21 protein-coding genes are annotated in these 24254 nt (G+C 29.5%); 5 read left to right on the top strand and 16 right to left on the bottom strand.

The window, feature by feature from the left end:
* Positions 1-78 precede the first annotated feature (78 nt).
* The 5 genes from BUB83_RS05525 (at position 79) to BUB83_RS05505 (ending at position 6289) form a co-directional block, all read left to right on the top strand.
* Positions 79-975, top strand: coding sequence for a helix-turn-helix transcriptional regulator (locus BUB83_RS05525; RefSeq protein WP_073337451.1), 897 nt, complete (start codon positions 79-81; stop codon positions 973-975).
* 149 nt (positions 976-1124) lie between these two features.
* Complete coding sequence (trkA, locus tag BUB83_RS05520; protein WP_073337450.1) at positions 1125-2480, top strand: Trk system potassium transporter TrkA; 1356 nt, start codon at positions 1125-1127, stop codon at positions 2478-2480.
* Complete coding sequence (locus tag BUB83_RS05515) at positions 2481-3923, top strand: TrkH family potassium uptake protein (RefSeq protein WP_073337449.1); 1443 nt, start codon at positions 2481-2483, stop codon at positions 3921-3923. It begins immediately after the preceding gene.
* Between the two features lie 340 nt (positions 3924-4263).
* Positions 4264-5301 carry a uroporphyrinogen decarboxylase family protein gene (locus tag BUB83_RS05510; protein WP_073337448.1) on the top strand — a complete coding sequence of 346 codons (1038 nt, stop codon included), beginning with the start codon at positions 4264-4266 and terminating at the stop codon, positions 5299-5301.
* Positions 5302-5332: 31 nt separating this feature from the next.
* A complete protein-coding gene (locus BUB83_RS05505; protein WP_073337447.1) occupies positions 5333-6289 on the top strand; it encodes a CobW family GTP-binding protein in 957 nt (318 codons plus the stop codon).
* A 57-nt stretch (positions 6290-6346) separates the two neighbouring features.
* Here BUB83_RS05505 and BUB83_RS05500 read toward each other — a convergent pair whose 3' ends face one another.
* From BUB83_RS05500 to BUB83_RS05425, 16 genes are all read right to left on the bottom strand, one after another.
* Positions 6347-8455, bottom strand: coding sequence for a HAMP domain-containing sensor histidine kinase (locus BUB83_RS05500; protein ID WP_073337446.1), 2109 nt, complete (start codon positions 8453-8455; stop codon positions 6347-6349).
* Entirely contained in the window at positions 8430-9116 is a 687-nt protein-coding gene (locus BUB83_RS05495) for a response regulator transcription factor (protein WP_073337445.1), read from the bottom strand. The genes BUB83_RS05500 and BUB83_RS05495 overlap by 26 nt, the downstream gene beginning before the upstream one ends.
* Positions 9117-9340: 224 nt before the next feature.
* The gene (locus BUB83_RS05490; RefSeq protein ID WP_073337444.1) at positions 9341-9718 is read right to left on the bottom strand and encodes a hypothetical protein; all 378 of its coding nucleotides are present in this window, start codon (positions 9716-9718) and stop codon (positions 9341-9343) included.
* The gene (locus tag BUB83_RS05485) at positions 9697-10257 is read right to left on the bottom strand and encodes a DUF6036 family nucleotidyltransferase (RefSeq protein ID WP_073337443.1); all 561 of its coding nucleotides are present in this window, start codon (positions 10255-10257) and stop codon (positions 9697-9699) included. Before BUB83_RS05485 ends, BUB83_RS05490 begins: the two co-directional genes overlap by 22 nt.
* A 160-nt stretch (positions 10258-10417) precedes the next feature.
* On the bottom strand, positions 10418-12112 hold the full coding sequence (locus BUB83_RS05480) for a M3 family oligoendopeptidase (protein WP_073337442.1): 1695 nt from the start codon (positions 12110-12112) through the stop codon (positions 10418-10420).
* A 195-nt stretch (positions 12113-12307) separates the two neighbouring features.
* Positions 12308-12505, bottom strand: coding sequence for a cold-shock protein (locus BUB83_RS05475; protein WP_073337441.1), 198 nt, complete (start codon positions 12503-12505; stop codon positions 12308-12310).
* A 219-nt stretch (positions 12506-12724) separates the two neighbouring features.
* Positions 12725-14104 carry an MATE family efflux transporter gene (locus BUB83_RS05470; RefSeq protein ID WP_073337589.1) on the bottom strand — a complete coding sequence of 460 codons (1380 nt, stop codon included), beginning with the start codon at positions 14102-14104 and terminating at the stop codon, positions 12725-12727.
* A gap of 220 nt (positions 14105-14324) precedes the next feature.
* On the bottom strand, positions 14325-14576 hold the full coding sequence (locus tag BUB83_RS05465) for a (2Fe-2S) ferredoxin domain-containing protein (protein WP_073337440.1): 252 nt from the start codon (positions 14574-14576) through the stop codon (positions 14325-14327).
* Between the two features lie 5 nt (positions 14577-14581).
* Positions 14582-16270, bottom strand: a complete 1689-nt coding sequence (locus BUB83_RS05460) for a [FeFe] hydrogenase, group A (RefSeq protein ID WP_073337439.1) — start codon at positions 16268-16270, stop codon at positions 14582-14584.
* A 4-nt stretch (positions 16271-16274) separates the two neighbouring features.
* On the bottom strand, positions 16275-18149 hold the full coding sequence (gene nuoF, locus BUB83_RS05455; RefSeq protein WP_073337438.1) for an NADH-quinone oxidoreductase subunit NuoF: 1875 nt from the start codon (positions 18147-18149) through the stop codon (positions 16275-16277).
* 1 nt (position 18150) lies between these two features.
* The gene (locus tag BUB83_RS05450) at positions 18151-18627 is read right to left on the bottom strand and encodes a complex I 24 kDa subunit family protein (RefSeq protein ID WP_073337437.1); all 477 of its coding nucleotides are present in this window, start codon (positions 18625-18627) and stop codon (positions 18151-18153) included.
* Positions 18628-19027: 400 nt separating this feature from the next.
* Positions 19028-19789, bottom strand: coding sequence for a hypothetical protein (locus BUB83_RS05445; protein ID WP_073337436.1), 762 nt, complete (start codon positions 19787-19789; stop codon positions 19028-19030).
* Complete coding sequence (locus tag BUB83_RS05440; RefSeq protein WP_073337435.1) at positions 19779-21089, bottom strand: sensor histidine kinase; 1311 nt, start codon at positions 21087-21089, stop codon at positions 19779-19781. Before BUB83_RS05440 ends, BUB83_RS05445 begins: the two co-directional genes overlap by 11 nt.
* A gap of 12 nt (positions 21090-21101) precedes the next feature.
* Positions 21102-21773, bottom strand: coding sequence for a response regulator transcription factor (locus tag BUB83_RS05435; protein ID WP_073337434.1), 672 nt, complete (start codon positions 21771-21773; stop codon positions 21102-21104).
* 50 nt (positions 21774-21823) lie between these two features.
* Complete coding sequence (locus tag BUB83_RS05430) at positions 21824-22660, bottom strand: XAC2610-related protein (protein ID WP_073337433.1); 837 nt, start codon at positions 22658-22660, stop codon at positions 21824-21826.
* A gap of 251 nt (positions 22661-22911) precedes the next feature.
* Positions 22912-24174, bottom strand: a complete 1263-nt coding sequence (locus BUB83_RS05425) for a hypothetical protein (protein ID WP_073337432.1) — start codon at positions 24172-24174, stop codon at positions 22912-22914.
* Positions 24175-24254 lie beyond the last annotated feature (80 nt).

Here is a 24254-nt window from a genome sequence, read left to right as displayed (position 1 = left end):
GTATATAGCAATTTTCATCTTACATTGTAGGTAAAACTTCGATATAATAAGTGTATAATTCCGACATGAGGTGATAATATGAATCATATATTAACCATTCAATCCATTAACCCTTGCATCAGAAAAGTTGGCATTGAAGGAAAAAGAATTAACCTAGGCCCTAAAAGATTTATTTACGACTATGAATTTATTTATTGTCACAAAGGTAGGATGGCTGTTATTTATGATGACCATATTGATGAATGTTTTGATGGACATATGCTAATAATTCCTCCAAAAGTATTTCATCAACTAGACTCAAGAGATATTATTGAAACTTATTGGGTTCATTTTGATTTAACTGATTCTATTGACCAAGAAGCTTTATCCTTATTTATTGAAAATCAAGAAATAAGCAAAACTTATCCTTTGGATTATACTAGGCACTTCATAAGAGGTCAGGCTTTATTTGTACCTAATAAAAGATTACCTTCAATATATTCTGTTATAAACCCAATTAATACTTTGTCTATATTCTTATCCTTATATAAAATATATACCTCCAAAGATAATAAATGGTTTCTTCAATGTAAAACATATTTGTGTCAATTATTGTTAGAAACACTAGACCATTTGAAAGAAGATTCTTCATTTTTACGTGACCAACGCTTTTTAGTAATGGATATTAAACGGTATTTAGAGTCCCATAACCACAGACTGGTAACCAGTGATGAATTATCTGGTGAATTTCATTACCATCGTGATACCCTTAATCGTATATTTAAACAAGAGACTGGGGAAACCTTGGGGTCATACAGTCAAAATTTGCGTCATTCTAAGCTAAAAACACTTTTAAGCACTACCACATTATCTCTAGAAAACATAGCCGAACTATGTGGTTATACAGATAGATCGCACCTGATTAGATCATTTAAAAAAAATGAAGGAATTTCTCCCAATGAATATAGAACTATTAATATTCTAACTACTAAATAAATTCTTTTGTACTAAATTTCTACTTTTTTCGATATTATTTATTCAATTTGCCAAATTCATTGAAATAAATAATTCTATCCTTTAATATAGAAACTAGGATAAAAAATTTAAAAACTGGGTATAAAATTTGACAGAAAGGTTGGTATATCATGAAAGTAATGATTATAGGAGCGGGTAAACTTGGAACAAAGCTAGCAACAGCAATGCTCAATGGAGAAATTCATGTTACCATAATGGACAACAACCCAAGTGTTCTTGAGCGACTTAAGGACCATTTAGACGTATTAACAATAACTGCTAATGGAGCAGTAAAAGAAGTTCTTGAAGAAGTAAATATAGCATCTTATGATTTAATTATTTCAGTTACAAGCAGTGATGAGATCAATATATTAATCAGTTCAATAGCTAAAAATTTAGGATGTAAAAGCAGTATTGCTCGAATTAGAAATCCTGAATATTCTAATCAATTAGATTATATGAAAAATGTTTATAATATAGATCATGTTATTAATCCTGAACTAGCAACTTCAAATGAAATTTTAAGATATTTAATGGAAAGTTATACTTTCCACTTTGGTGACTATGCTGGAGGAAAGGTTTCTTTAGCTTACTTTAACATTAAAAATCTTCCTAATTTCGTGAATAAAAGTATAAGTCAAGTAAATTTTATTGATGACATATTAATAGTTGCTGTGTCTAGAAACGGTGATATTATTGTGCCTAATGGTGATACAATTTTAAAGGAAAACGATTTTATATATGTTTTTGGTCATAGATCCAATCTTGAAACTGTGGCTAGAAGTTTAAAACAGTCTATTGATAAAAAAACTGTAAAAAAAGTTATGATTCTTGGTGGAGGAAAAATTGGATACTATTTAGCTGCTAGTCTTTCTAAAAGAGGCGTTTATGTTAAAATTATAGAATCAGACCTTGATAGGTGTAAATATTTAGCCGACAATCTTCATGATAACACTTTAGTTATTCATGGTAATGGTACAGATAGCAATCTTTTAGAAGAAGAGGATTTAGCTCAAATGGATGCTTTTATAGGTGTAACTGGTTATGATGAAGAAAATCTTTTTATGTCTTTAAGGGCAAAACAATTAAATATTGATAAAGTTATTGCTAAAATTTCAAGACAAAGTTATGTGAATATTATTGAAAGATTAGGAATTGATTTAGCAATTAACCCCGTAAACATTACTGCCAGCGATATTTTAAAGTATATTCGTGGTGGACGAGTTGTTTCAGTTTCTTTACTTCTTGATGGCCAAGCTGAGGTAACTGAAATTATAGTTTCTGATAATTTACAAGTTTTAAATAAACCTATTAAAAATCTAAATCTACCTAATGGAATCATTATTGCATCTATTGTTCATGAGGATAAAGTTATTGTTCCTAATGGTGATTCTACTTTACAAGCTGGAGATCGTATTGTAGTATTCTCCCTTTTATCAGAAGTTCCAGCTTTAGAAAATTTCTTTAGGTTAAAGGATGGTTTTTAGATGAATTATAAATTTATTTTCAAAGTATTAGGGTATCTTTTACTTATTATTGGGGTAAGTATGCTTCCACCATTTATTATTTCAATAGTTAGTAAACAAACGGATATGGTAGCTTTTGGCGTAAGTATAGCCTTAACCTGCTTAATAGGTTTTGCATTTACAAGAATATCTGTTACTAAAATAAGAATAAAAGTAAAGGAAGGCCTTGCTATCGTAACTTTAGGTTGGATTTTTGCATCAATTTTTGGTGCGCTTCCTTTTTACTTATCTGGCAGTATCCCTAGTTTTGTCGATGCATTTTTTGAAACTGTATCTGGTTTCACCACTACTGGTGCCACTATTATTGATGATATCGAAGTACTTCCTATGGGAATATTATTTTGGCGTTCTTTTACTCACTGGATTGGTGGTATGGGTATTTTGGTTGTTGCCGTTGCAGTACTTCCTATGATGGGAGCAGGTGGTTTTTATGTATTTAAAGCTGAAAGCCCTGGCCCCATAGCGGATAAAATTGTACCTAAAATTAAAGATACTGCAAAAATTTTGTATACTTCTTATATAATCATTTCCTTAGTTGAATTTATTCTATTAATGTTAGGTGGAATGACTCCCTTTGAATCTGCTGTGCATACCTTCGGGACATTAGGTACAGGTGGATTTTCTACTAGAAATGGTAGTATTGGAGCTTTTAATAGTTCTTATATAACCATTGTTATTTCTATTTTTATGGTTATGTCTGGCACTAATTTTTCTCTTTATTATGATGTTTTTAAGGGAAAATGGAGGGATGTAATCAAAAATAGCGAACTAAGGCTCTATCTTAGTATTATAGGAATATGTGTTTTATTTATTACTATTGATATGAATATACATTTATATGGTGATTTATTTACTTCTTTTAAACATTCATTTTTTCAGGTAAGTTCAATTATTACAACAACTGGATACACCACCTTTGATTATGAGCAATGGACAACCTTCTCAAAAGCAATTCTTTTTATGCTTATGTTTGTAGGAGGAAGTGCTGGTTCCACGGGTGGATCAATAAAAGTAATAAGAATTCTAGCATTGATAAAACTTATTAAAAGAGAAATAGTTAAGATTCTTCATCCTAGAGCTATTGTTTCTATAAAAATTGATGATAAGCCTATTTCTGATGATAATTTACTTAATATTTCTGGATTTTTTGTGTTATATATGTTGATATTTATCTTTGGTTCTATCCTCATATCCTTGGAAGGTATTGGTTTAATGGGTTCTACCAGTGCAGTTGCTGCAACTCTAGGTAATATAGGCCCAGGTTTTGAATTTGTTGGGCCAACCCATACTTACTCACAGTTTTCAAGCTTTAGTAAGTTATTATTATCCTTTTTTATGTTATTAGGAAGACTTGAACTCTTCACAGTGATTGCTTTATTATCACCAAAATTTTGGAAAAATTGATTAAACAAAAATAAAGAGTTTTTGAATAATAACTTTGGTCTTCAAACCCAATCAAATTAGGAACATCTATATGCCTAATTTCATTCAATATACTATTAGCACCCTCAATTAGCACCCTCAATATTCTTGCATTTTACACATTGAATTAATTCCTTTTCTTTTTCTATTGGATAGTTTATTTTAATTTTTTCTTGTTTGTCCAAACTCTTTATATAATTTTCAATAAAGATAATAAAAAAGTACAAAAAATAGTGTTTTTTTTATATAACCACCTTGAGTAATATTCTATTATTAGTATAAAGAGAAACAAAAAATAATTGATTACATTGGAGGAGTTAAAATGAATTCATTAGAGCGTGTTAGTTTAGCTTTACAACATAAAGAGGCAGATAGAATACCTGTTTATCCACTTCTAAATAGTGTTTCAAGAGATATTATAGGAATAGATTATGAAAAATGGACTAAAAATACTGAATTATGTGCTGAATCTATAATTAAAACAACAGAGGAATTAGGCCTAGATGTAATTTGCTCTTTAGTTGATTTATCTGTAGAAGCAGCCGATTGGGGACAGGACTTATTATATTTCGAAGATGATGCTGCATGTCCTGACCATAACAATAGAGTTATAAAAAGCGTAGAAGATTACAGAAAAATAAAGCAAATTAATCCTAGAGAAACACCTAGAATGAGTGAACATATTAAATTGTGTGATTTATTAGTAAAAGCAAAAGGAAATGAAGTTCCAGTAGTAGCTTTTGTTTTTGGGCCTCTTGGAATAGCAAGTATGCTTAGAGGCCAATCAGAGATGTTTATGGATTTAATTCTTGAGCCTGAAGCTGTAAAAGAATGTGTAGCAGAGATTACAAAGACCTTAATAGAATATTGTAAAGCCTTAATGGAAACTGGAGTACATGCTATTATGTTTGACACTTTATTTGCGTCTCAATCTATCTTAAGTAAACAAATGTGGGATGATTTTGAGGGTGAAGCTATGGAGGAACTTGCTAAATTAGTTCATGATGAAGGTCGTATGGTTATGATTCATAATTGTGGTGATGGAATTTATTTTGATGCTCAAATAAATAGAATGAAGCCTGAAGCTATTTCCTTTCTTCATACACCAGATGATTGTATTAGCTATGAAGAAACTAAAGAGAAATATGGAGATAAAACTACATTAATTGGATGCCTTGATCCAGGTTGGCTTGTATCTGCTTCATTAAATGAAGTGGTAGAAGAAACAAAAAAACAAATTGATGTATTTAAAAAGGATGGTGGTTTTATTTTATCTACTGGTTGTGAATATCCTTCAACTTTAGGTTTTGAAAAAGCCAAAGTTATAATAAATACTGGACTAGAGTACGGAAAATATTAATCAAATGCTATTATAAAGTAGGTGTTTTTATTTGAAAACTAAAGTAGATATAATATCAGGTTTTTTAGGTGTAGGTAAAACTATGCTTATAAAAAAGTTAATAAAAGACGCTCTTGGTTCCGAAAAAATAGTGATTATTGAAAATGAATTCGGAGAAATTGGGATAGATGGTAATTCCTTTCTAGAAAATAATGTTCAAGTTAAAGAAATGACTTCTGGATGTATTTGTTGCTCTTTTAAGAATAATTTTAAAAAAGCTTTGCTTGAAGTGATTGACGTTTATAATCCTGATAGAATAATCATTGAACCCACTGGTGTTGCAAAGTTATCTGATATTTTAAAAATCTTAGAAAATGAATCTATAAAAGATAAAATAACTGTAAATATGATACTTACAGTTATAAATCCCGAAAAACATGGATTGTATTTAAACACTTTTGGTAACTTTTATAAAAATCAAATTATTTATGCAAAAACTCTTATTTTCAGCAGGGCGCAAAATTTTTCCAAAGAAAACTTGGAAAGATTTGCTCTCTCTATTAAAGAATTAAATTCCAAAGCTAATCTTATAACCTCTCCATGGAATCATATTGAGGGCGATTTAATTCTTCGAATGTGTGAAAATATTTCAGAAGATTTATTATTTAGTAATCCTAGACTATCTAAATCTAGTAAAATAAACTCAATTTCTACTTCAAAACCTATAAAAGCTTCGGACATTTTTGATAGCTTAAGCATTAAAACTTCCAAGTTTTTTTCTGAAAAATATTTAGAAGAATTATTTTATGGTTTTAATAAAGAAAATCACTGTGGCTTTATAATTAGAGCTAAAGGTATTGTTCAAGTTTCAGAAAATAAATGGATACAATTTGATTATGTTCCTGGTGAATTTAATATAATAGATTCCACTTATTTTGATACTGGCAAAATTGTTATAATTGGTGAGAATTTAAACAAAAATAAACTTAGCGAATTATTAGCTTTATAAAAACCCCTTGAATTATTTGGAATATATTAAATAATTCAAGGAGTTTCTTTATATTTATTATTTTTTATGCTTTGGCATTTTTATAATAGCTTTAAACAAGTCCCCATCTATTTCTATAGCAAAATTTCCCTTTTGAATATCAATCAAACTTTTAGCTATAGATAATCCAAGTCCACTGCCTTGACTACTTCTAGATTCATCTCCACGTTTAAATCGTTCCATAAGTTCATCAGTAGATATGTTTAATTCATAAGCAGAAATATTTTTAATTGTAAATTTAACTTCATTCTCTAAATCTTCAACATCTAAATAAACCCTAGACCCGCTTTCAGCGTATTTAAATATATTTGACAATAAATTTTCTATGGCTCTCCATAGTAGTTTTCCGTCTCCTTCAATAAATAATTTTTCTTTAGGCTCATTTATTTTAAACTTTAATTCCTTCTTTTCTATTTTATCGTTAAGTTCTCCTAGTCCCTGTTTAATCAAAGAAATAATATCTATTTTTTCATAGTTTACTGGAATACTTCCACTAGAAGCTTTTGATGCCTCAAATAAATCATCTGTTAAATCTTTTAATCTTTGAGATTTCTGACTTATAATTTCTATATATTCTTCTGATTTTGATTGGTCTTTTTCTATTTTTAATAAATCAACATAAGTAATAATAGAGGTTAATGGAGTTCTTATATCGTGGGAAACATTAGTGATTAATTCTGTTTTTAATCTTTCACTTTTAAGCTCATTGTCCACCGCTTCTTTTAATCCATTGCTGATTTCATTAATATTAGTAGCGAGTATTGCAAGTTCTCCCTTTCCTTTTGTATCTAAAATATAATGAATATCTCCATTCTTTATTTTTTCTACCCCTTCTTTTATCTCATTAAATTTATTAACTTGCTTTAAAGCCAACCAAGATACAAAGGCTATGGTTAGTGGATAAATCAAAAAGGTTAGTGGATAAATGAAAAAGGTTAAACTTACTAATATGGGATACCCTATTACAATCAAAAGAATCTTGGAACCAACACTTCCACTATCATATATAGATTTTATAGATTGAAATACTTTATGGTAAAAAGTAAATATTAATGTGTGTTTCAATAAAGTCTTGTTTTTAAATTTCTTAACCAATGATAGAATTAAAATAAATCCTAAAGTAGCTATAAATGTAGTTATTGGAATCATTATTCTATAAATATCAACTTTATAGGAATCAAAGAAAAATGATACTGACAAAAGCCATAGAATTATAAGTCCAAAACATATTTCCAAATTTATATCACTATATATTTTATCAACTAAATTTAAATGTAGCTCTTTATCCTTAAAGAATTTTCTTCCCACAACTATTATTAAATATATAAAAGATACTAAAAATCCTATGAACAATAAAGCTAGTACAAATAAACTTTTAGTAATACTTTCTTTAGCTTCCTTCCATTCTTTTATATTTGAATTTAAATAATCATCATCATAAGCAATATATATTTTTTCCCCTACCCTATTCTCCATATTACTATTTGGGGATATTATCCAATAATTTTTGCTATACTCAATTTCCTTTGGATATACCTCATCTCCTTCTTCATCAAATACCATAAAAGAAGAAAAAGTTTTAAAATAGTCTTTAGTTTTGTTCAAACTATTAGTAAATTCTACCTCTCCATCACTAGCGTAATAGATAACATCTTTATAACCTTCCAAAACTTTTAGCGTAATTTCATATTGTTCCAAATCATTTTGTATAGTATCTTTTTTAATCTGAGAAAGTTCATAAGCATAAACCTCTTTGAATTTCTCATGATTTTCTGCATTAGTCAAATTAGGATTAAAGTATTTAGAATTCCATTGAAATTCTGAATATAATCCATCTTCTGCTTGTTCAACTTCTGATTTATCAATGCTTTGTCCACTCAAAATGTATCCTTCACTTTTATATTTTTCTATTAGCATTGCTAAGCTTGATACAACATCTCCACTTTCATAAGTATATTCATCACTTTTAAAATAACTATCTTCAAAAACAATATCAACTTCAGCTTCATGATATTCATCAATTTTTACACATAATGTGATTATTCCAGTAAAGCAGGCTATCATAACTATAAAAACAATACTTTTTGTTTTCATTGAATGACTATATTTTTTCCACCTTGTATCCAATTCCCCACACCACCTTTAAATATTTTGGTTCTTTAGGATTTATTTCAATCTTCTCTCTTATTTTTCTTATATGTACTGCCACAGTATTTTCAGGACTAAAAGAAGTTTCATTCCACACCTTCTCATATATTTCATCAATGGAGTATACCTTTCCAGCATTTGCAATCAATAATAATAAAATCTTATATTGAACAGGAGTAAGTTGAACTTCTTCTCCATCAACGGTTATAATCTTACTTTCATCATCCACTACAAGTCCACCTGTTTTATAAACATTAATTTTTGTTTCAATGCTTCCTAATGTTGTATATCTTCTTAGCTGAGATTTCACCCTTGCAATTAATTCTAAAGGACTGAATGGCTTAGCTATATAATCATCGGCTCCCATATTTAATCCCATTATTTTATCTGTATCCTCAGTTTTTGCTGAAAGCATAATCACTGGTATATTATTGTTTTCTCTTATTTTCATAACAGCTCGGAGTCCATCCATTTTAGGCATCATCACGTCCATTATAATAAGATGTATTTCATTTACTTTTAATACCTCTAATGCTTCTATACCATCAAAAGCCTTCAATACTTTGTACCCTTCATTATTCAAATAAATTTTTATAGCTTCTACTATTTCTATATCATCATCACAAACTAGTATCGTCAAGAAGTATCCCCTCCACCTATTAATTTATACATATTATACCACATCCTTTATTTTTTACTTTAAATTAATGGTATCAACTAAATCTTAACAAATCGCTTATATAAATCTTAAGATTTCCTTAATATTATAAATTCCTATACAATAAAAAAAAGCATGTCTCTTTCTTAAAAGAAACACGCTGTTATTTTACTATTTTTACCCAAAGGTATAACGTTATCAATTTATTACATTGGTTTTAAAGTTTTTTCTTCAAAGAATACATTCCTAATAGAAAATTCCTTTGGCGCAGAAAATATTCTTTTTAGTCTTGATATACTTTCATATTCAACGCCAGGTGTATATGGTTGTTCTAATTTTAATCTCTTTGAATATATCCAATTATAAAGCTGAACATCTGCATTTCTATTTCCAATATATTCAATCACGGCTGCAATTTTTGTTAATTTATCAATTTGTTTTTGACTTAGATTATTTATTTCATTTTCATCAAAAAATAAATCCTTAAAATATTTTTTATTATCACTAGAATATAAATCGATAAGTAAATTTGTTAATTCTATGTTAAAATCTGAAGAATTTATTATATCGAAAATTCTTTCCATGCTTTTCTCAAATCCTTTCCAACATAGTTTAGAAATATTTTTTGTCGATTACCTAAATACCTTCTCCCTATGTAATTATTAAATATATTTATTACTTCTTCTAACGTTTCGATTTTAAGGTACTCAATTAAATACTCTGCATCATCAAAATCCTTATATGGTTCTGGTCTAGCTGATAATATCTTCATAGCTAACATCTGCTCAGCACTTGGTGCTAGAACTTTAAGATTTTTAAATTTGTATATTTCCTTTAAGTTTTCTTTCTTCATATATTTCAACGGTTCTTTAATATCCTGATTTATCCAATCTTTATCTAACTCATAGGTCTCAGCAATATCCACTAATATATTATTTATTTGTGGAGATATATCAAATAGTGCATCTATATCTTTTGTAGCAGGTCTTGCATCAAAACAAGCCATCATCACAGTATCACCATATATATTTAATATAAGTTCCAACTTATTTTCTTGTAGTTTTTCATCTAACACCTCAAGTATTTCTATGAAAAGTTCCTTTGTAACTTTTACTGAACTCACCAAATCACATCCTTAATTATTATGTATTTTGATTATTAAAACTTTCCTACTAATAGTATATCAAATTTATTAATAATATTTACACTATATTCTTTTTTTAAACAGTTTAAAGAAGCCAATTTTGGCTTCTCTAAATTATTAAATAAAAATTTCTGTTTTATTAGAATTTTGTAACATCAACACCCTTAAGCCAATTTTCAATATCCCCTGTAACTGACTGTACCGCACCATCGTTAAAGGGAGATTTTAAGTTGGCTAGTTCCACTAAATCCAAAAAGGATTTACTTCCGCCAGCTAAACAAAGATTCATATAATCTTTCCAAGTGCTTTCTCTATCATTATTAGCTTTTTTCCAGAATTGAAAAGCACAAACTTGAGCTAACGTATAATCTATATAATAGAAAGGATCACTAAAAATATGTCCTTGTTTATACCAATAAGTTCCTTTTTCTAAAAAGTCATTTTCTTCGTAATCTCTATGTGGTAAATATTTCTTTTCGATTTCTCTCCAAGCTGTTTTTCTTTCATCTGGTGTAGCTTCAGGATTTTTATAAACAAAATGTTGGAATTCATCAACAGTTACTCCATAAGGTAAAAATAAAAGTGATGCACTTAAATGCTGATATTTATATTTTAATTCTTCCTCTTCAAAAAATAAATTCATCCATGGCCAAGTTAAAAATTCCATACTCATAGAATGAATTTCAGCAGCCTCATAAGTAGGAAAATTATACTCAGGTATTGCATAATTTCTGCTGCAATAAGCTTGAAATGCGTGCCCTGCTTCATGTGTTAGTACATCTACATCCCCTGAAGTTCCATTAAAGTTTGAAAATATAAATGGTGCTTTGTATTTCCCTATAAATGTACAATAACCACCACCAGCTTTTCCCTTTTTACTTTCCAAATCTATAAGTTCATTATCAATCATGAAATTGAAAAATTCTCCAGTTTCTTTTGATAATTCCTCATACATCTTTTTACCTTGATTAACTATCCACTCTGGATTTCCATGAGGTTTTGCATTTCCATTTTTAAAGCTTATATCTTCATCGTAATAGTATAAATGATCTAAGCCCAAAATATCACATTGATTTTTTCTTAATTTAGAAGCAATAGGAACAATATATTCCTCAACTTGCTTTCTGTAATTAGCAACCATTTCAGCATTATAATCTGTACGAAGCATACGATCATATCCAAGTTGCACAAAATTCTCATAGCCCAATTTTTTAGCAATTTTAGTTCTTACTTTTACAAGGCCATCATAAATCTCATCTAATTTTTTTTCATTTCCAGCAAAGAAATCATATTTAGCTTTATTAGCTTCTTTTCTTATATGTCTTTCTGTAGACAAAGTGAAGGGAGTTAATTGAGATAATGTTCTTTCTTCTCCTTCAAACATTATTTTTGCAGAAGCTAGTAATTTTGTATATTCACTAGATAATTTATTCTCAATTTGTAGATCTTCAATTATTTCTGGTGAAAAAGTTTTAATATTTAAAGCAGCTATACTAAAAAGTTGATTTCCCCATTTTTCTTTTAATTCATCTTTGAATTTTGAATTTATAAGAGCTTCATAATATTTTGTTATTAACCCTTGATATATAGGCATATTTTCATCAATAAAATCCTGTTCTTTTTCATAAAAGTCATCTTCAGTGTCAATAGTATGACGAATGGCTACTAACTCAGCCATTGACTCCATTTCAGTTCTTAAAGTATTGATTTCTTCCATAATTGAATTTGCAAGTTGAAAAATGTCACAATTATTAAATCTGTTTAATAAATCAGTAAACTTTATTTCTAACTCTTTCATATCTGGTCTTTTGTATTGCATTTCTGTAAATTTCATAATGTCCACCTTTCTATATGTTTAAATAAATAATAGCATATTTTATAGGAATCCCACTGTGAAACTTAATTTATACTTGTACAAATTCTCCATGTTTCTAGGAGTTTTAGACACGTATAAATTAATAGTTGAACTGGGATACCTATACGAAAAAAAACCTGAAGATAAATCTTCAGGTTTAATATTCTAATAAAATTAGATTGTTTGGATGCTTTCTGCTTGAGGTCCTTTAGGTCCTGAAACAACGTTAAAAGAAACTTTTTCGCCTTCTTCTAAAGTTTTGTATCCATCTTTTTGAATTTGAGAAAAATGAGCGAATACGTCATTTCCTTCATCTGTAGTAATAAATCCGAATCCTTTTTCACTGTTAAACCATTTTACTGTTCCTGTCATGTTTGTTACCTCCGAAATTTTTATTCCTTTAATCCTTTGAAAAAATAAATCATCAATAAAAATTTCGAAATATATGTATTTAAGTTATACTCATCTATATATAATTCAATTGATTTTCTAATAATAAAATATTTGCTTCTGAATCAAGGTTCTACTTAAGTATACACTATATAAAAAATAATGCAAGTGTTTTATTATTAATTTAATGTATTTAATTAATTAAAGTAAAATTTCACTTGTACTTTTTTTATAAATTTCAGGATGCTTCATAATAAATATAACAAACCATGCGGTCAATATTATTCCTTTAAATACACTAGTCATGCTTATACTCCACCATACCCCCATCAAACCTAATGTGCTAAAAGAGGAAAGGAAAAGTGCAGAAGGTATTCTAAGTCCGTTGAATATAATACCTACCAAAGATGGAGGTATTGTTCTACCTATGCCGTTAAAGGCTCCAGCTGAAGCAATTTCTATACACATAAATAATTGAGATAATCCTAGAATTCTTAAATATATAATACCTTCAGCTATAGCATCATTTTCTTTTATAAATATTGAAAAAATAGGTCTTGCGCCAAAGATTAAAAGAACCGTTGCAGCTATACCTAAAATAGTTACAATTCCCATTGATATAATGTATCCCTTGTATATGCGATTCCATTTTTTTGCACCATAGTTTTGTCCAACAAAAGTACTAAGTGCCGTTGCAAAACCACCTGCTGTCATCCACGAAATTGCTTCTATTTGTGAACCCACCTTTTGAACAGCTATAGGTACAGGCCCCCAATTTGCAATAATTCTAGCAATAAACATAGAAAATATTGTGAATAATCCGCTTTGTATTGCTACAGGTAATCCTAGATTTACAATTGATTTTACTATTTTTTTATCCAGTCTTTGCATTAAATGAAAATCCTGAAAAAAATCTGTTTTTCTTATAAAAAAGAAAATAAATATTATAGTTACTACAAATTGTGAAAAAATTGTTGCAATAGCTGCACCATTAGCGCCTAATGCTGGGAAAGGTCCAAATCCAAAAATCAACATAGGATCAAGAATAATATTTGCAACTAATCCTACCGTATTTATTATAAAAGGCGTTTTGCTATCTCCATGCCCATTTAAAATTCCAGTAAAAATAGGATTAATAAAATAGAATACTATTCCCAAGGATATAATTAATAGATAACTCAAGGACATTTCAATAACTTCTATATCCCCCAAATTAAAAAAAGCAATAAGATTTTTTCTAAACACTAACAAAAAAACTCCATATATTGAAGCCAATATAATACCTATTTGAATTGTATGAGTAGTATACCCTTTAGTTTCAACTGCATTTTTTCTTCCTATAGATTGAGCTATTCCAATTTCTGCTCCCATCTTAGGTATTATTATAAAAGCCATAGCCAGCCATGTAAAAAAACCAGCAGTGCCGATAGCCGCTACAGCTTTACTTCCTAATCTGCCTATCCAAATCATATCCACCATGTTGTATGCCATTTGAATAAAAGATGTCCCCATAATTGGTAACGCTAATTTCGTAATTGCTTTTAAAATATTTCCCTCTGTTAAGTCATTCTTTTTTGCCATTTTATCACACACTCTCATATAAATTTTCCCTTATAAATATATCAGAATAATATATCACTTTCAATCTATTTAGAAAACTGAAATAAACTACATTAAAAGAAAATCAAGGTTATTATGCTTCTAAACCAGTTCCTTTTGAGGAATTCAAAAAACAATTATAATTTCACAAAAATAGCCACAATCATAATTTGATTGTGGCCGTTTTTATAAAATCAAAATTCTATAAATCTACCTTAGGCAATACCTCAGTTTGAAAAAATTTTCTTGCTGTTGATGATGAAACACTATGAACTTGCGATTCATCAATTTTCACAGAAACCCCTTCTGTACAATGTCCCAAGCAAAAAATCGCTTTTAATTCAACTTTATCAGAAAGATTATTTTCTTCAATAAGTTGCTGAAAAGTATTTATAACATTGTATGAGCCTTTTATATGACAGGCGCTACCTACACAAACACTTATATTAGTCATGAAAATTACTCCTCCCCTTTATAGTTTACATGTAATAGCTTATGAACATTTCCTTTTAACAAGCCTGAATACAATGACATCATTAATGGATTCTCTTCTGAACGTTTTATACTACTCATTCTATCTGCTTCATATAATCCAGCACTTCGTTTTAATTTTCCATCAATTTTAGTAAATGGTTGCCCTGCGCCACATACACAGCCTCCTGGACATGCCATAACTTCAACAAAATCATAATGAACTTCACCTTCTTGCATCTTTTTCACAAGATTGTCTGCATTTCTAAGTCCACTTACTATTGCTACCTTAATTTCACGACCATCCACAGTTATACTAGTTTCTTTAACTCCATCCATTCCTCTTATACCCTTAAAAGCAAGAGAACGTAATGTGGCATTAGATTTATCATCTAAAACTCTACGTATAACAGCTTCAGTAACACCGCCTGTTACTCCAAAAATAACACCTGCACCACTACTAACTCCAAATGGCATATCCACTGCCTCTGGCTCTACTTCTGAGAATACAATTCCAGATTCTTTTATCATTTCAATAAGCTCTAATGTTGTTATTACATAATCTACATTAGGAACATCTTCTTCTTTAAATTCATCTCTTTTTGCTTCGAATTTTTTTGCTGTACAAGGCATAACTGCCACAGATACAACTCTCTTACTAGAGTATTTATAGTGTTCTTTTAATACTGAAGCGAACATTTGCATAGGAGAACGACAAGTAGATATATTATCTATTAAATTTTTATGATTCATTTCAACATATCTTACCCAAGCTGGACAACAAGATGTAAATAAAGGTAATTTTTCGTTTTTCTCTAGTCTTGAAAGAAATTCGCTTGCTTCCTCTAAAACAGTAAGGTCTGCTCCTGTTGATGTATCAAAAATTTCATCAAACCCAATTCTTCTAAGAACACTAACGATTTTACCCATTGCATTATCGCCATCTTCTTCCCCTAATTCTTGACCAATTCCTACTCTTACAGCTGGAGCAATTTGAACTATAACCTTTGTATCTTTGTCACTAAGGTCTTTCCAAAGCTTTTCTGTATCTCTTTTTACAACTATTGCCCCTGTAGGACAAACAGCCGCACATTGTCCACACCCAACACAATTAGATTCAGACAATGGTTCTTCATAAGCAGTACCAACTGTCATCTTTGAACCTCTTTTAATAAAATCAATAGCTCCAACATTTTGTACTTCATCACACATTCTTACACAGTCGCCACATAAAATACATTTACTTGTATCTTTTACTATACATGAAGATGAATCATCTATATTTTTATTTTCAGAAGTGTTATTGAATCTAACCTGCTTTATACCAAATCGTTGTGCTAAATCTTGTAATTTACAATGTCCATTTTTATCACAAGAAGTACAATCTCTACAATGATTTGCAAGCAATAATTCAAGGATCATTTTTCTGTGTTTACGAACCTTTAAGGTATTAGTGTATACCTTCATACCTGCTCTTGGAGGTGTAGAACAAGAAGCATCCATGCCCCCCCATTCATTTTCTACCACACACATACGACAAGCACCATAAACTGAAAGCTCAGAATAATAGCATAAGGTAGGTATATCTATACCTACTTTTCTAGCTAATTCAAGAATATTTTTTTCATCTTTTATCTCTACTGGTATATCATCTATATACATAAACTTTTCATTCATTTTTTTAATCCTCCTTTATAGCTTTAAAACCACAAGCATCGATACAAGCACCACATTTAATACATTTCTCTTGATCAATTATAAATGGTTGCTTAACTTTACCTGAAATAGCTCCCACCGGGCAAATTCTTGAGCATTTCGAGCAGCCTATACAAAGCTCTTTATCAATAAATATTGTTTTAAGTTTCACACAAGTTTTAGAAGGGCATTTTTTATCAATTATATGCATCTCATACTCTTCACGGAAGTTCTTAATAGTACTGACAACAGGAAATGCAGCTGTTTTTCCAAGACCGCATAGTGCCGTTGACGATATTGTATCTGCAAGTTCTAATAACAAATCTATATCTGAAATCTCACTATTTCCCGAAACAATTCTTTCAAGAATTTCAAGCATTCTCTTTGTACCTTCACGACAAGGAACACATTTACCACAAGATTCATTTTGAGTAAACTCCATAAAAAATCTTGCAACTTCAACTATACAAGTATTGTCATCCATAACTACAAGGCCACCTGATCCAATCATTGCCCCTGCTTTTTTAAGAGAATCAAAATCTAGTGGTAAATCAAGATCTTTCTTTGTAAGGCATCCACCAGAAGGTCCACCTATTTGTACAGCTTTAAACTCTGCACCGTCTCTCATACCTCCACCTATATCAAATATTATTTCTCTTAAAGTTGTACCCATTGGTACTTCAATAAGTCCTGTATTTTCAATGTTTCCTGTTAAAGCAAAAGCCTTTGTTCCTGGACTTTTTTCAGGACCTATAGATTTGTACCATTGTGCTCCTTTAATAATAATTGAAGGAACATTAGCAAAGGTTTCTACATTATTAAGTACTGTTGGCTTAGCAAAAAGTCCTTGCTCTACTGTTCTTGGAGGTTTCACCCTTGGCATTCCTCTTTTTCCTTCAATTGAAGCTGTAAGTGCACTACCTTCACCACATACAAAAGCTCCTGCACCTCTGTTTATTTTTATATCAAAGCTGAAGTTTGTACCAAGAATATTTTCTCCTAAAAGACCGTAACTTCTAGCAGTACTAATTGCATTTTTAAGCCTACTTACCGCAAGAGGGTATTCAGCACGAACATAGATATAGCCTTCTTGTGCTCCACATGCAATGGCAGCAATCATCATTCCTTCTATTACTCTATGAGGATCTCCCTCCATTATACTTCTATCCATGAATGCACCTGGATCTCCTTCATCACCATTGCACACAATATATTTAGTCTCTTCCTTTTGATTTTTCACTTGTGCCCATTTACGACCTGCTGGAAAACCACCGCCGCCACGGCCTCTTAAATTAGACTCTTCTATTTGTTTAATTATTTCATCTGAACTCATATCAAATAAAACTTTTTCAACAGCTTCATACCCTCCAACTGCAAGATATTCTTCAATAGAAGTTGCATCAATATGTCCACAATGCTCTAGAACAAGCCTAGTTTGTTTTTTATAAAAGGGAATTTCCTCTTGTTTCTTATGTATTTTTCCATCTTTTTGATATGCAAGTCTTTCAACACACTCATCATTAATTATTGTTTTATTTAATATTTCTTCACAATCATCCGGCTTTACTTTTATGTATAAATATCCCCATGGTTCAATTCTTACTAAAGGCCCCATTTCACAAAATCCATGACATCCACTTTTTTTAACTCCAACAGATTTATCATGAGGTTCCTTTTCAAGGCTTAATTCACAGTTTATATTCTTTTCTTTCATTAACTTTATAAATTCATCATAAATCTCTAATGCTCCACCTGCAACACATCCAGTACCAGCACAAATAATAATTTTCTTATCTTGATTTTCAAGACTCTTTTTATACACACTTGTAATATTAGTTAAATCATCTCTATTAAGAAGCATACTATTTTTCCTCCTTAAGGGTTTTTAAAAGTTCCGCTGTTTTTTCAGGTGTCATAGCACCATAAACCTTCTCATTAACTGTAATAACAGGTGCTAGTCCACATGCTCCAAGACATGAAACAGTTTCTACTGTAAATATTAAATCATCTGTTGTAATTTTCTTTTGTGAAAGTTTCAATTCTTTTCTTAACATTTCTAATATAGGAATAGATTTTCTTACATGACATGCTGTACCATCACATATTTTTATAACATACTTTCCTTTTGGCTCCAAAGAAAAATTATCATAAAAAGTTGCTACACTATATATTTTTGTTCTACTCATGCCAAGTTTTTTTGATAAATAGCTAAATATCTCTTTAGGCAAATACCTATATATTTCTTGAGTATCTTGTAATATTGCTATAATATTACTAGACTTAAACTCGTGATTTTCTAATATAGTATCCAACTGGCTATAATCAAATTGTGTTTCCATATTAATTCCTCCTCTTTACTTTGTTAAATTTTTATCATAGATATATAATATATCAATCTATTAATGTTTTCAATAGTAAACATTAAATTTTTTATATAAACTTTTGATTTGTTTAAACCTTTCACGCTTTACATTTGTTTACACGAAAATACCAGTATAATCTATATTTTTTAGTTTATACTGGTATTTTTTGATATATTATTCTAAATTTATAAAATTCACTGATTTAAAACCATATTTCTTATCCACTTTATGCAATTTTTTTTTTACTTTATATCCACAAACTTTGTTAATATATTAATAATCTTTAGTGGAATTAATGGAAAATTATAATCTAATACTTAAAATTTACAGTGCCTTTCCTACTGACTTTTTTTCTAAGTATTATTCAGTAACAAAATTATTTTGAAAGTTCCTTAGAAAATACACTCCAATTAACTCCTGACTCACTTAAAACAAAGTCAGCCGTAGATGGATTGTAGATAGAAAATTCGCTATAATAACTTTTACCTTGAAAATCACCAATACTAATTTGATAATATTTAATATGATTCTCATTTAAATCATCTATGGGACTAATATTATCAATTTCAAAATATTCACTAATACCATTCATATAATCAAGATTGGTAAGTGTAAAATCCATTTCTTCATCAATTAATGTAACTTCATAAATTTTATCCGTTCTACCATCCATCCAAATACTATATTCAAAAGAGCTATAATCAGTAAACTTGAACTCTTTTAATGAAACTGATAAAGGTAGTGAAACCTGATCTGTTGAATTTAAAATATTGTAGTAAGCCACATAAATAAGGTGTTCCTTAATCTTCTCGCCATTAATTTGCTTAATCAAGCCACATTTTACTAAATTGTTTAGCTCCCCATATAGCCTATTAAACTCACTATCTGTCATTTCTTTTTTTTGAAGTGCTTGTAAATTTGTAGAATTTGAGTTTTTAATTAATTCACTTCCAATTTTTAAATTCTCAATTACATCATTGTTTGTTTTCTCTGAATCCTCAATAGATATTTTTTTTTCAACAATTACTTTGGATATATCTTTTGCATCTGAAATTCTAAAATATATTTGTGGTAAAAATACTGCAATTGCCAAAAGTAATGAAAGCATAATAAATCCAATATAAATTTTATTTTTCATTATTTTCCTCCTTAGTTCTTGGAATTTTTAGTATTATTCTAGTTCCATGTCCTAAAGTGGACTTCACTTGCATTTTAACATTTGATCTTTTTGCTATTTGGTTTACTATTGCCATTCCAAGTCCAGCACCACCCTCTTTACGAGTACGTGCTTTATCTGCCATGTAAAAAGGTTGTGTCATCTTTTCAATAGTTTCCTCATTCATACCGCAACCATTATCAACAATTGCAATTTCATATACTTCAAAGTTATTTTTTCCAATCAAAGAAATCTCTCCATTTTGTGAAACTGCTTTTCTTGCATTATCAAGAATATTAATCAACATGGATTGATATAAATCTTCTGCCCCTATCAAGGTGCCTTCTTCAACTGATATATTGAATACTATCTTATTTTCTTCCATTTTTCTTTCAACAGATTTTAAAACTTTATTTAATAATTTTTTTACATCAATACTTTCTTTAGTAATTTTTTCATCTCTAATATTTGATAAAAGCATCATTTGCTTGGTGAGTCTTTCAAGACGCTTACCTTCGGAAAAAATATACTCCGCTGATTCCTTTTGTTCCTCTTCACTTAAATCCGTTGATCGTAGCATATCCGAATAGCCTATAATGGATGTAAGTGGTGTTCTACATTCATGAGCAAAGGAAGCTGAAAATTCTTCTTGCCTTCTTGATGCAAGTTCAATTTGTGTCAATCTTTCTGCAATTCGAATATTTTTTTCAAATCCTTTTATCAGTAAGTACAAACCCACCGCAAATAGTATAAATATAGCAAATATAACAATTCTATATCCACTAACCTGCGCATCTCGTTCAGAATATATTTCTGCTATATCCATAACTGTTTTAACATATAATGTGTCACCGCTAATCTCAAGGCGATTAGTTACTTGTATATAATGTTTTTCGCCTGTTTTAAAATGTTCAATATACCAGTTATCCTCACTTGAATAATCAACTTTTCTATTTGTATTTATATCAATCAATCTACTGGTGTACAAAGTATCAGGATAATTGCTAACAATGTAGGTTACCGCATGGTTATTCATACTCTTATAGATATTGTCACTTACATAATTTAACACCACAGAATTATCTACTATGCTTTCCGCTTCCAACATCTCAATTGATGTAGATAAAGCATTAGAAAATTGAATATTTGCATTTTGTACATTTTCAAGCTCTCTGTTAAAAGCCATATTAAAACTAAAAGATAATGCACTAACTTCAAATAATACAAATATTCCTGTAATCAAAAGCATCAAAATTCCATATATACGATAGTAATTTTTCATAAGCCCTTCTTCCTATAAAATCTTTTGTATAGAACTCAGCAATCTATATCCCACCTTATAAACACTAACTATTTCTTTGTCCCAATAAAGCTTTTTCTTTAATCTTCTCAAACTCATATCAATTGTTCTACTCTCCACATCATATTCCCCACCCCAAACATTTTCATAAATCTGTTCACGAGTTAAGGGTTTATCTATATTTTTAATAAAATATTCAAGCAAATCAAATTCCAATTCTGTTAATACAATTGTCTCTTCTTCTCTTTCAATAAGCCTTTTATTAAAATCAATTTTAAGATTGTGGATGTTATAAATCCTATTAGTACTATTACTTCTCCTCAATACATTATCTACTCTTGCAATAAGTTCTGCCATTTCAAAGGGTTTTGTGATGTAATCCTCTGCCCCCATTCTTAATCCTTTAACCTTATTATTCGTTGTATCCATTGCTGTAAGAAAAATAACGCTTATTTTTATTGATTTGGCATATTCCATAACTTCAAAACCATCTACATAGGGTAACATAATGTCTAAAAGAATCAAATCGTAATTATGTGTTTCAATTAAATCACAAGCTTTCATGCCATCAAAAGCACAATCACATTCATGTCCTTCTTTGGTAAGAAACATTCTTATTAAATTAGAAATTGGTTTCTCATCTTCAACAATTAGTATTTTTGCCATAATTCCTCCAGATCAACTTTGCCATGGTGATTTTAGGTATCTCAGTTTAACTATTTGACAATCTCAATATTGTATTCTTTCCAGATAGAATCTAAATCTGAAACACTTTTAATGGGTGTTGCTTTACCAGTACCTATAACTTGAGTATATCCAAATGTACCATCATCTTTAATTTCAGCTTTAATCTCTGCTAAAACAGTAAGTTTGTTATCTTTTACAGTGTATAAAGTATAGTTACCAAGACCTCTATCATAATTAACTCCAAAAATTTGTTTTTTCTCTGCATTAATAGAAGGATTTGATATGCCCATAAAGTCTTGATTCAATTCAAATTCTTTAGTACTTTCATTCCAAATTCTAATATTATAATATTGATTTACCATAGCCCCATACTGCTGAGTTTTAATATCCATGTTACCATCAAAATTAAAATCTGCAAATTCAAATAATTGGCCACCATTGCCTTTATACATTTCATACCACCCTTTATCAAATAAAGGTTTTTCAGTGAATTTGTATGTTGTTTTTCCATCTGTACCTGTTATAATATAATCTACTGTCAAATTGCCATCTTTACCTTCATTAACATTTGCTACTCCTGTTAATTTAACGCTTTTAGTTACCTGCTCTTTATTAGCATCTTTGGTTGTATCTGACTTTGTATTTTCCTCTGTTTGCTTATTTTCATCCTCTGATTTTTCAGAATCTACTGTTTCTTCTTTTTTATCATCACTTTCTACTTTTGACACATCATTTTCTGTTTTGTTTACTTCTTCAACTATTGTCTCTTCCTTTACTTCACTAGTATTCTCTTTACTATTGTTTGCACATCCTGCTAACAAGCTTATTGACATACATACTGCTACTATTAATCCTATTTTTTTCATAATTTTATTCCTTTCAAGCATTTAAGCTTAATTTATTTTTACTACTCTTTAATTATATCAATTGATTGTAACACAATTGTAACTGAATTTTTCTTTATTTTTTATAGGCATAAAACAATAAAAGGTAGCTAAATTTGTGTAAATACAAATTTAGCTACTCTTGATTAAATCAAAAGAAAAACGTTCAGTATTATCTTCAGACGCATTAGAAACAGAGTTTACATCTATTATATAAAAACCATTTTATTGCATTATTTATTAATTACTCTATCCCAGCTATCAACATATTTCCCGTATGACCACTGTTCAGATATAATTTTATCATAACCATCATTATCTATGGATAAATCAGGTTTGGATAAATCCCTATTGTTATCTTTATAAACAAGAACTTTATCCTTTGTAAGTATAATCAAAAGCTCACTTTCATTTGAACTTACAGCATCTATTGCATCTGGTAATACCTTTATAATTTCACTCCACTTTAAACTCAAACTATTATTTAATACTAAATCTGAAGGCAATTCAGTATTAATAGTTAAATATTCCGTTGGATAAATAAAGTTACTACCATTGCCATAATGTCCTGTTTCAACTACTACAGGTACTTGGGCTACCCAAACTCCATTTTCTCTACCAAGTACAATGTTATCCCAATCCATCTTTTGAGTTTCTTTATAAAAAGTTTCATTATTAACTTTTTCATCTTTTAAAACCTTGTTATACTTCTCATTGTATTCAGCATATTCCTTTGTATCTTTAATTTTTAGTAAGTCAAACAATTTTAATTCATTACTTTTTTTGTTAAAATCAGAAATTTTATGGATTTTTGTATAATAATAACCGCTTCTATAGGTTCCTCCACCTGTTTCAAACTTATCACCTAGAATAGTAACATATTCATTACCCACATAAATTACTTTTTCATTAACTTCTTGTATTGGCCAATCAAGCTTTGGAATTTGTTTTTGCATGAATTCTTCCGTATATTGAGGAGCTATTATTTCACCTATCTTAGCTGCCCCTATAGTATTATATGTAAGCTTATATTCGTAGGAACTTATTGAGTAATCAGTTTGATTTTTTTCAGCCCAGTCTCCTAATTTCGACATGGAAAAATCTATATTTTTCATTTGATAAAAATCATTTCCATGAGGAGCTATTATTACATCACTTTTAATCTTATGTGAAACCTCACCATCTATTTTAGAAATCCATATAGTTTTATATTCAGAAGAATAGTCTCTAAGTCCTTCTGGTTTTGAAAATCCAAGGATTACCCCTGCATTATTAGTAGAGTCTTTTGTAGCTACAGTGTCACTAGTATCCTCTAATCCTTCTGATTTATCTGCATTTGATTCATCAGTTTCGGTAGTAGTTTCGGTAGTAGTTTCAGTATTTAAATTTTCTTTAGAATTATTCACCTTTATTTCATTATTGCTTGAACATGATGCAAAAAACAATACTATTGTAGATATAATTAAAATAAGTACTACGTTCTTTTCTTTTGTCATTTTTATCCTCCATTAAATTCATTGTAAATTAAGTATACCATTATAAAATAATTAAATAGTTACATTAAAGTTACAGTAAA

The sequence above is a fragment of the Clostridium grantii DSM 8605 genome (genome assembly GCF_900129965.1).
Classification (GTDB): domain Bacteria; phylum Bacillota; class Clostridia; order Clostridiales; family Clostridiaceae; genus Clostridium_AF; species Clostridium_AF grantii.
The sequence above is the reverse complement of the archived record's forward strand: the minus strand, read 5'-3'. Positions and strand labels throughout refer to the sequence as shown.

What these genes read in the sequence shown, in the direction of transcription:
- BUB83_RS05525 (WP_073337451.1), top strand. Translation starts at nt 79, where the DNA reads ATGAATCATATATTAACCATTCAATCCATTAACCCTTGCATCAGAAAA.
- trkA (WP_073337450.1), top strand. Translation starts at nt 1,125, where the DNA reads ATGAAAGTAATGATTATAGGAGCGGGTAAACTTGGAACAAAGCTAGCA.
- BUB83_RS05515 (WP_073337449.1), top strand. Translation starts at nt 2,481, where the DNA reads ATGAATTATAAATTTATTTTCAAAGTATTAGGGTATCTTTTACTTATT.
- BUB83_RS05510 (WP_073337448.1), top strand. Translation starts at nt 4,264, where the DNA reads ATGAATTCATTAGAGCGTGTTAGTTTAGCTTTACAACATAAAGAGGCA.
- BUB83_RS05490 (WP_073337444.1), bottom strand. Translation starts at nt 9,718, where the DNA reads ATGGAAAGAATTTTCGATATAATAAATTCTTCAGATTTTAACATAGAA.
- BUB83_RS05480 (WP_073337442.1), bottom strand. Translation starts at nt 12,112, where the DNA reads ATGAAATTTACAGAAATGCAATACAAAAGACCAGATATGAAAGAGTTA.
- BUB83_RS05475 (WP_073337441.1), bottom strand. Translation starts at nt 12,505, where the DNA reads ATGACAGGAACAGTAAAATGGTTTAACAGTGAAAAAGGATTCGGATTT.
- BUB83_RS05470 (WP_073337589.1), bottom strand. Translation starts at nt 14,104, where the DNA reads ATGGCAAAAAAGAATGACTTAACAGAGGGAAATATTTTAAAAGCAATT.
- BUB83_RS05465 (WP_073337440.1), bottom strand. Translation starts at nt 14,576, where the DNA reads ATGACTAATATAAGTGTTTGTGTAGGTAGCGCCTGTCATATAAAAGGC.
- BUB83_RS05460 (WP_073337439.1), bottom strand. Translation starts at nt 16,270, where the DNA reads ATGAATGAAAAGTTTATGTATATAGATGATATACCAGTAGAGATAAAA.
- nuoF (WP_073337438.1), bottom strand. Translation starts at nt 18,149, where the DNA reads ATGCTTCTTAATAGAGATGATTTAACTAATATTACAAGTGTGTATAAA.
- BUB83_RS05450 (WP_073337437.1), bottom strand. Translation starts at nt 18,627, where the DNA reads ATGGAAACACAATTTGATTATAGCCAGTTGGATACTATATTAGAAAAT.
- BUB83_RS05445 (WP_073337436.1), bottom strand. Translation starts at nt 19,789, where the DNA reads ATGAAAAATAAAATTTATATTGGATTTATTATGCTTTCATTACTTTTG.
- BUB83_RS05440 (WP_073337435.1), bottom strand. Translation starts at nt 21,089, where the DNA reads ATGAAAAATTACTATCGTATATATGGAATTTTGATGCTTTTGATTACA.
- BUB83_RS05435 (WP_073337434.1), bottom strand. Translation starts at nt 21,773, where the DNA reads ATGGCAAAAATACTAATTGTTGAAGATGAGAAACCAATTTCTAATTTA.
- BUB83_RS05430 (WP_073337433.1), bottom strand. Translation starts at nt 22,660, where the DNA reads ATGAAAAAAATAGGATTAATAGTAGCAGTATGTATGTCAATAAGCTTG.
- BUB83_RS05425 (WP_073337432.1), bottom strand. Translation starts at nt 24,174, where the DNA reads ATGACAAAAGAAAAGAACGTAGTACTTATTTTAATTATATCTACAATA.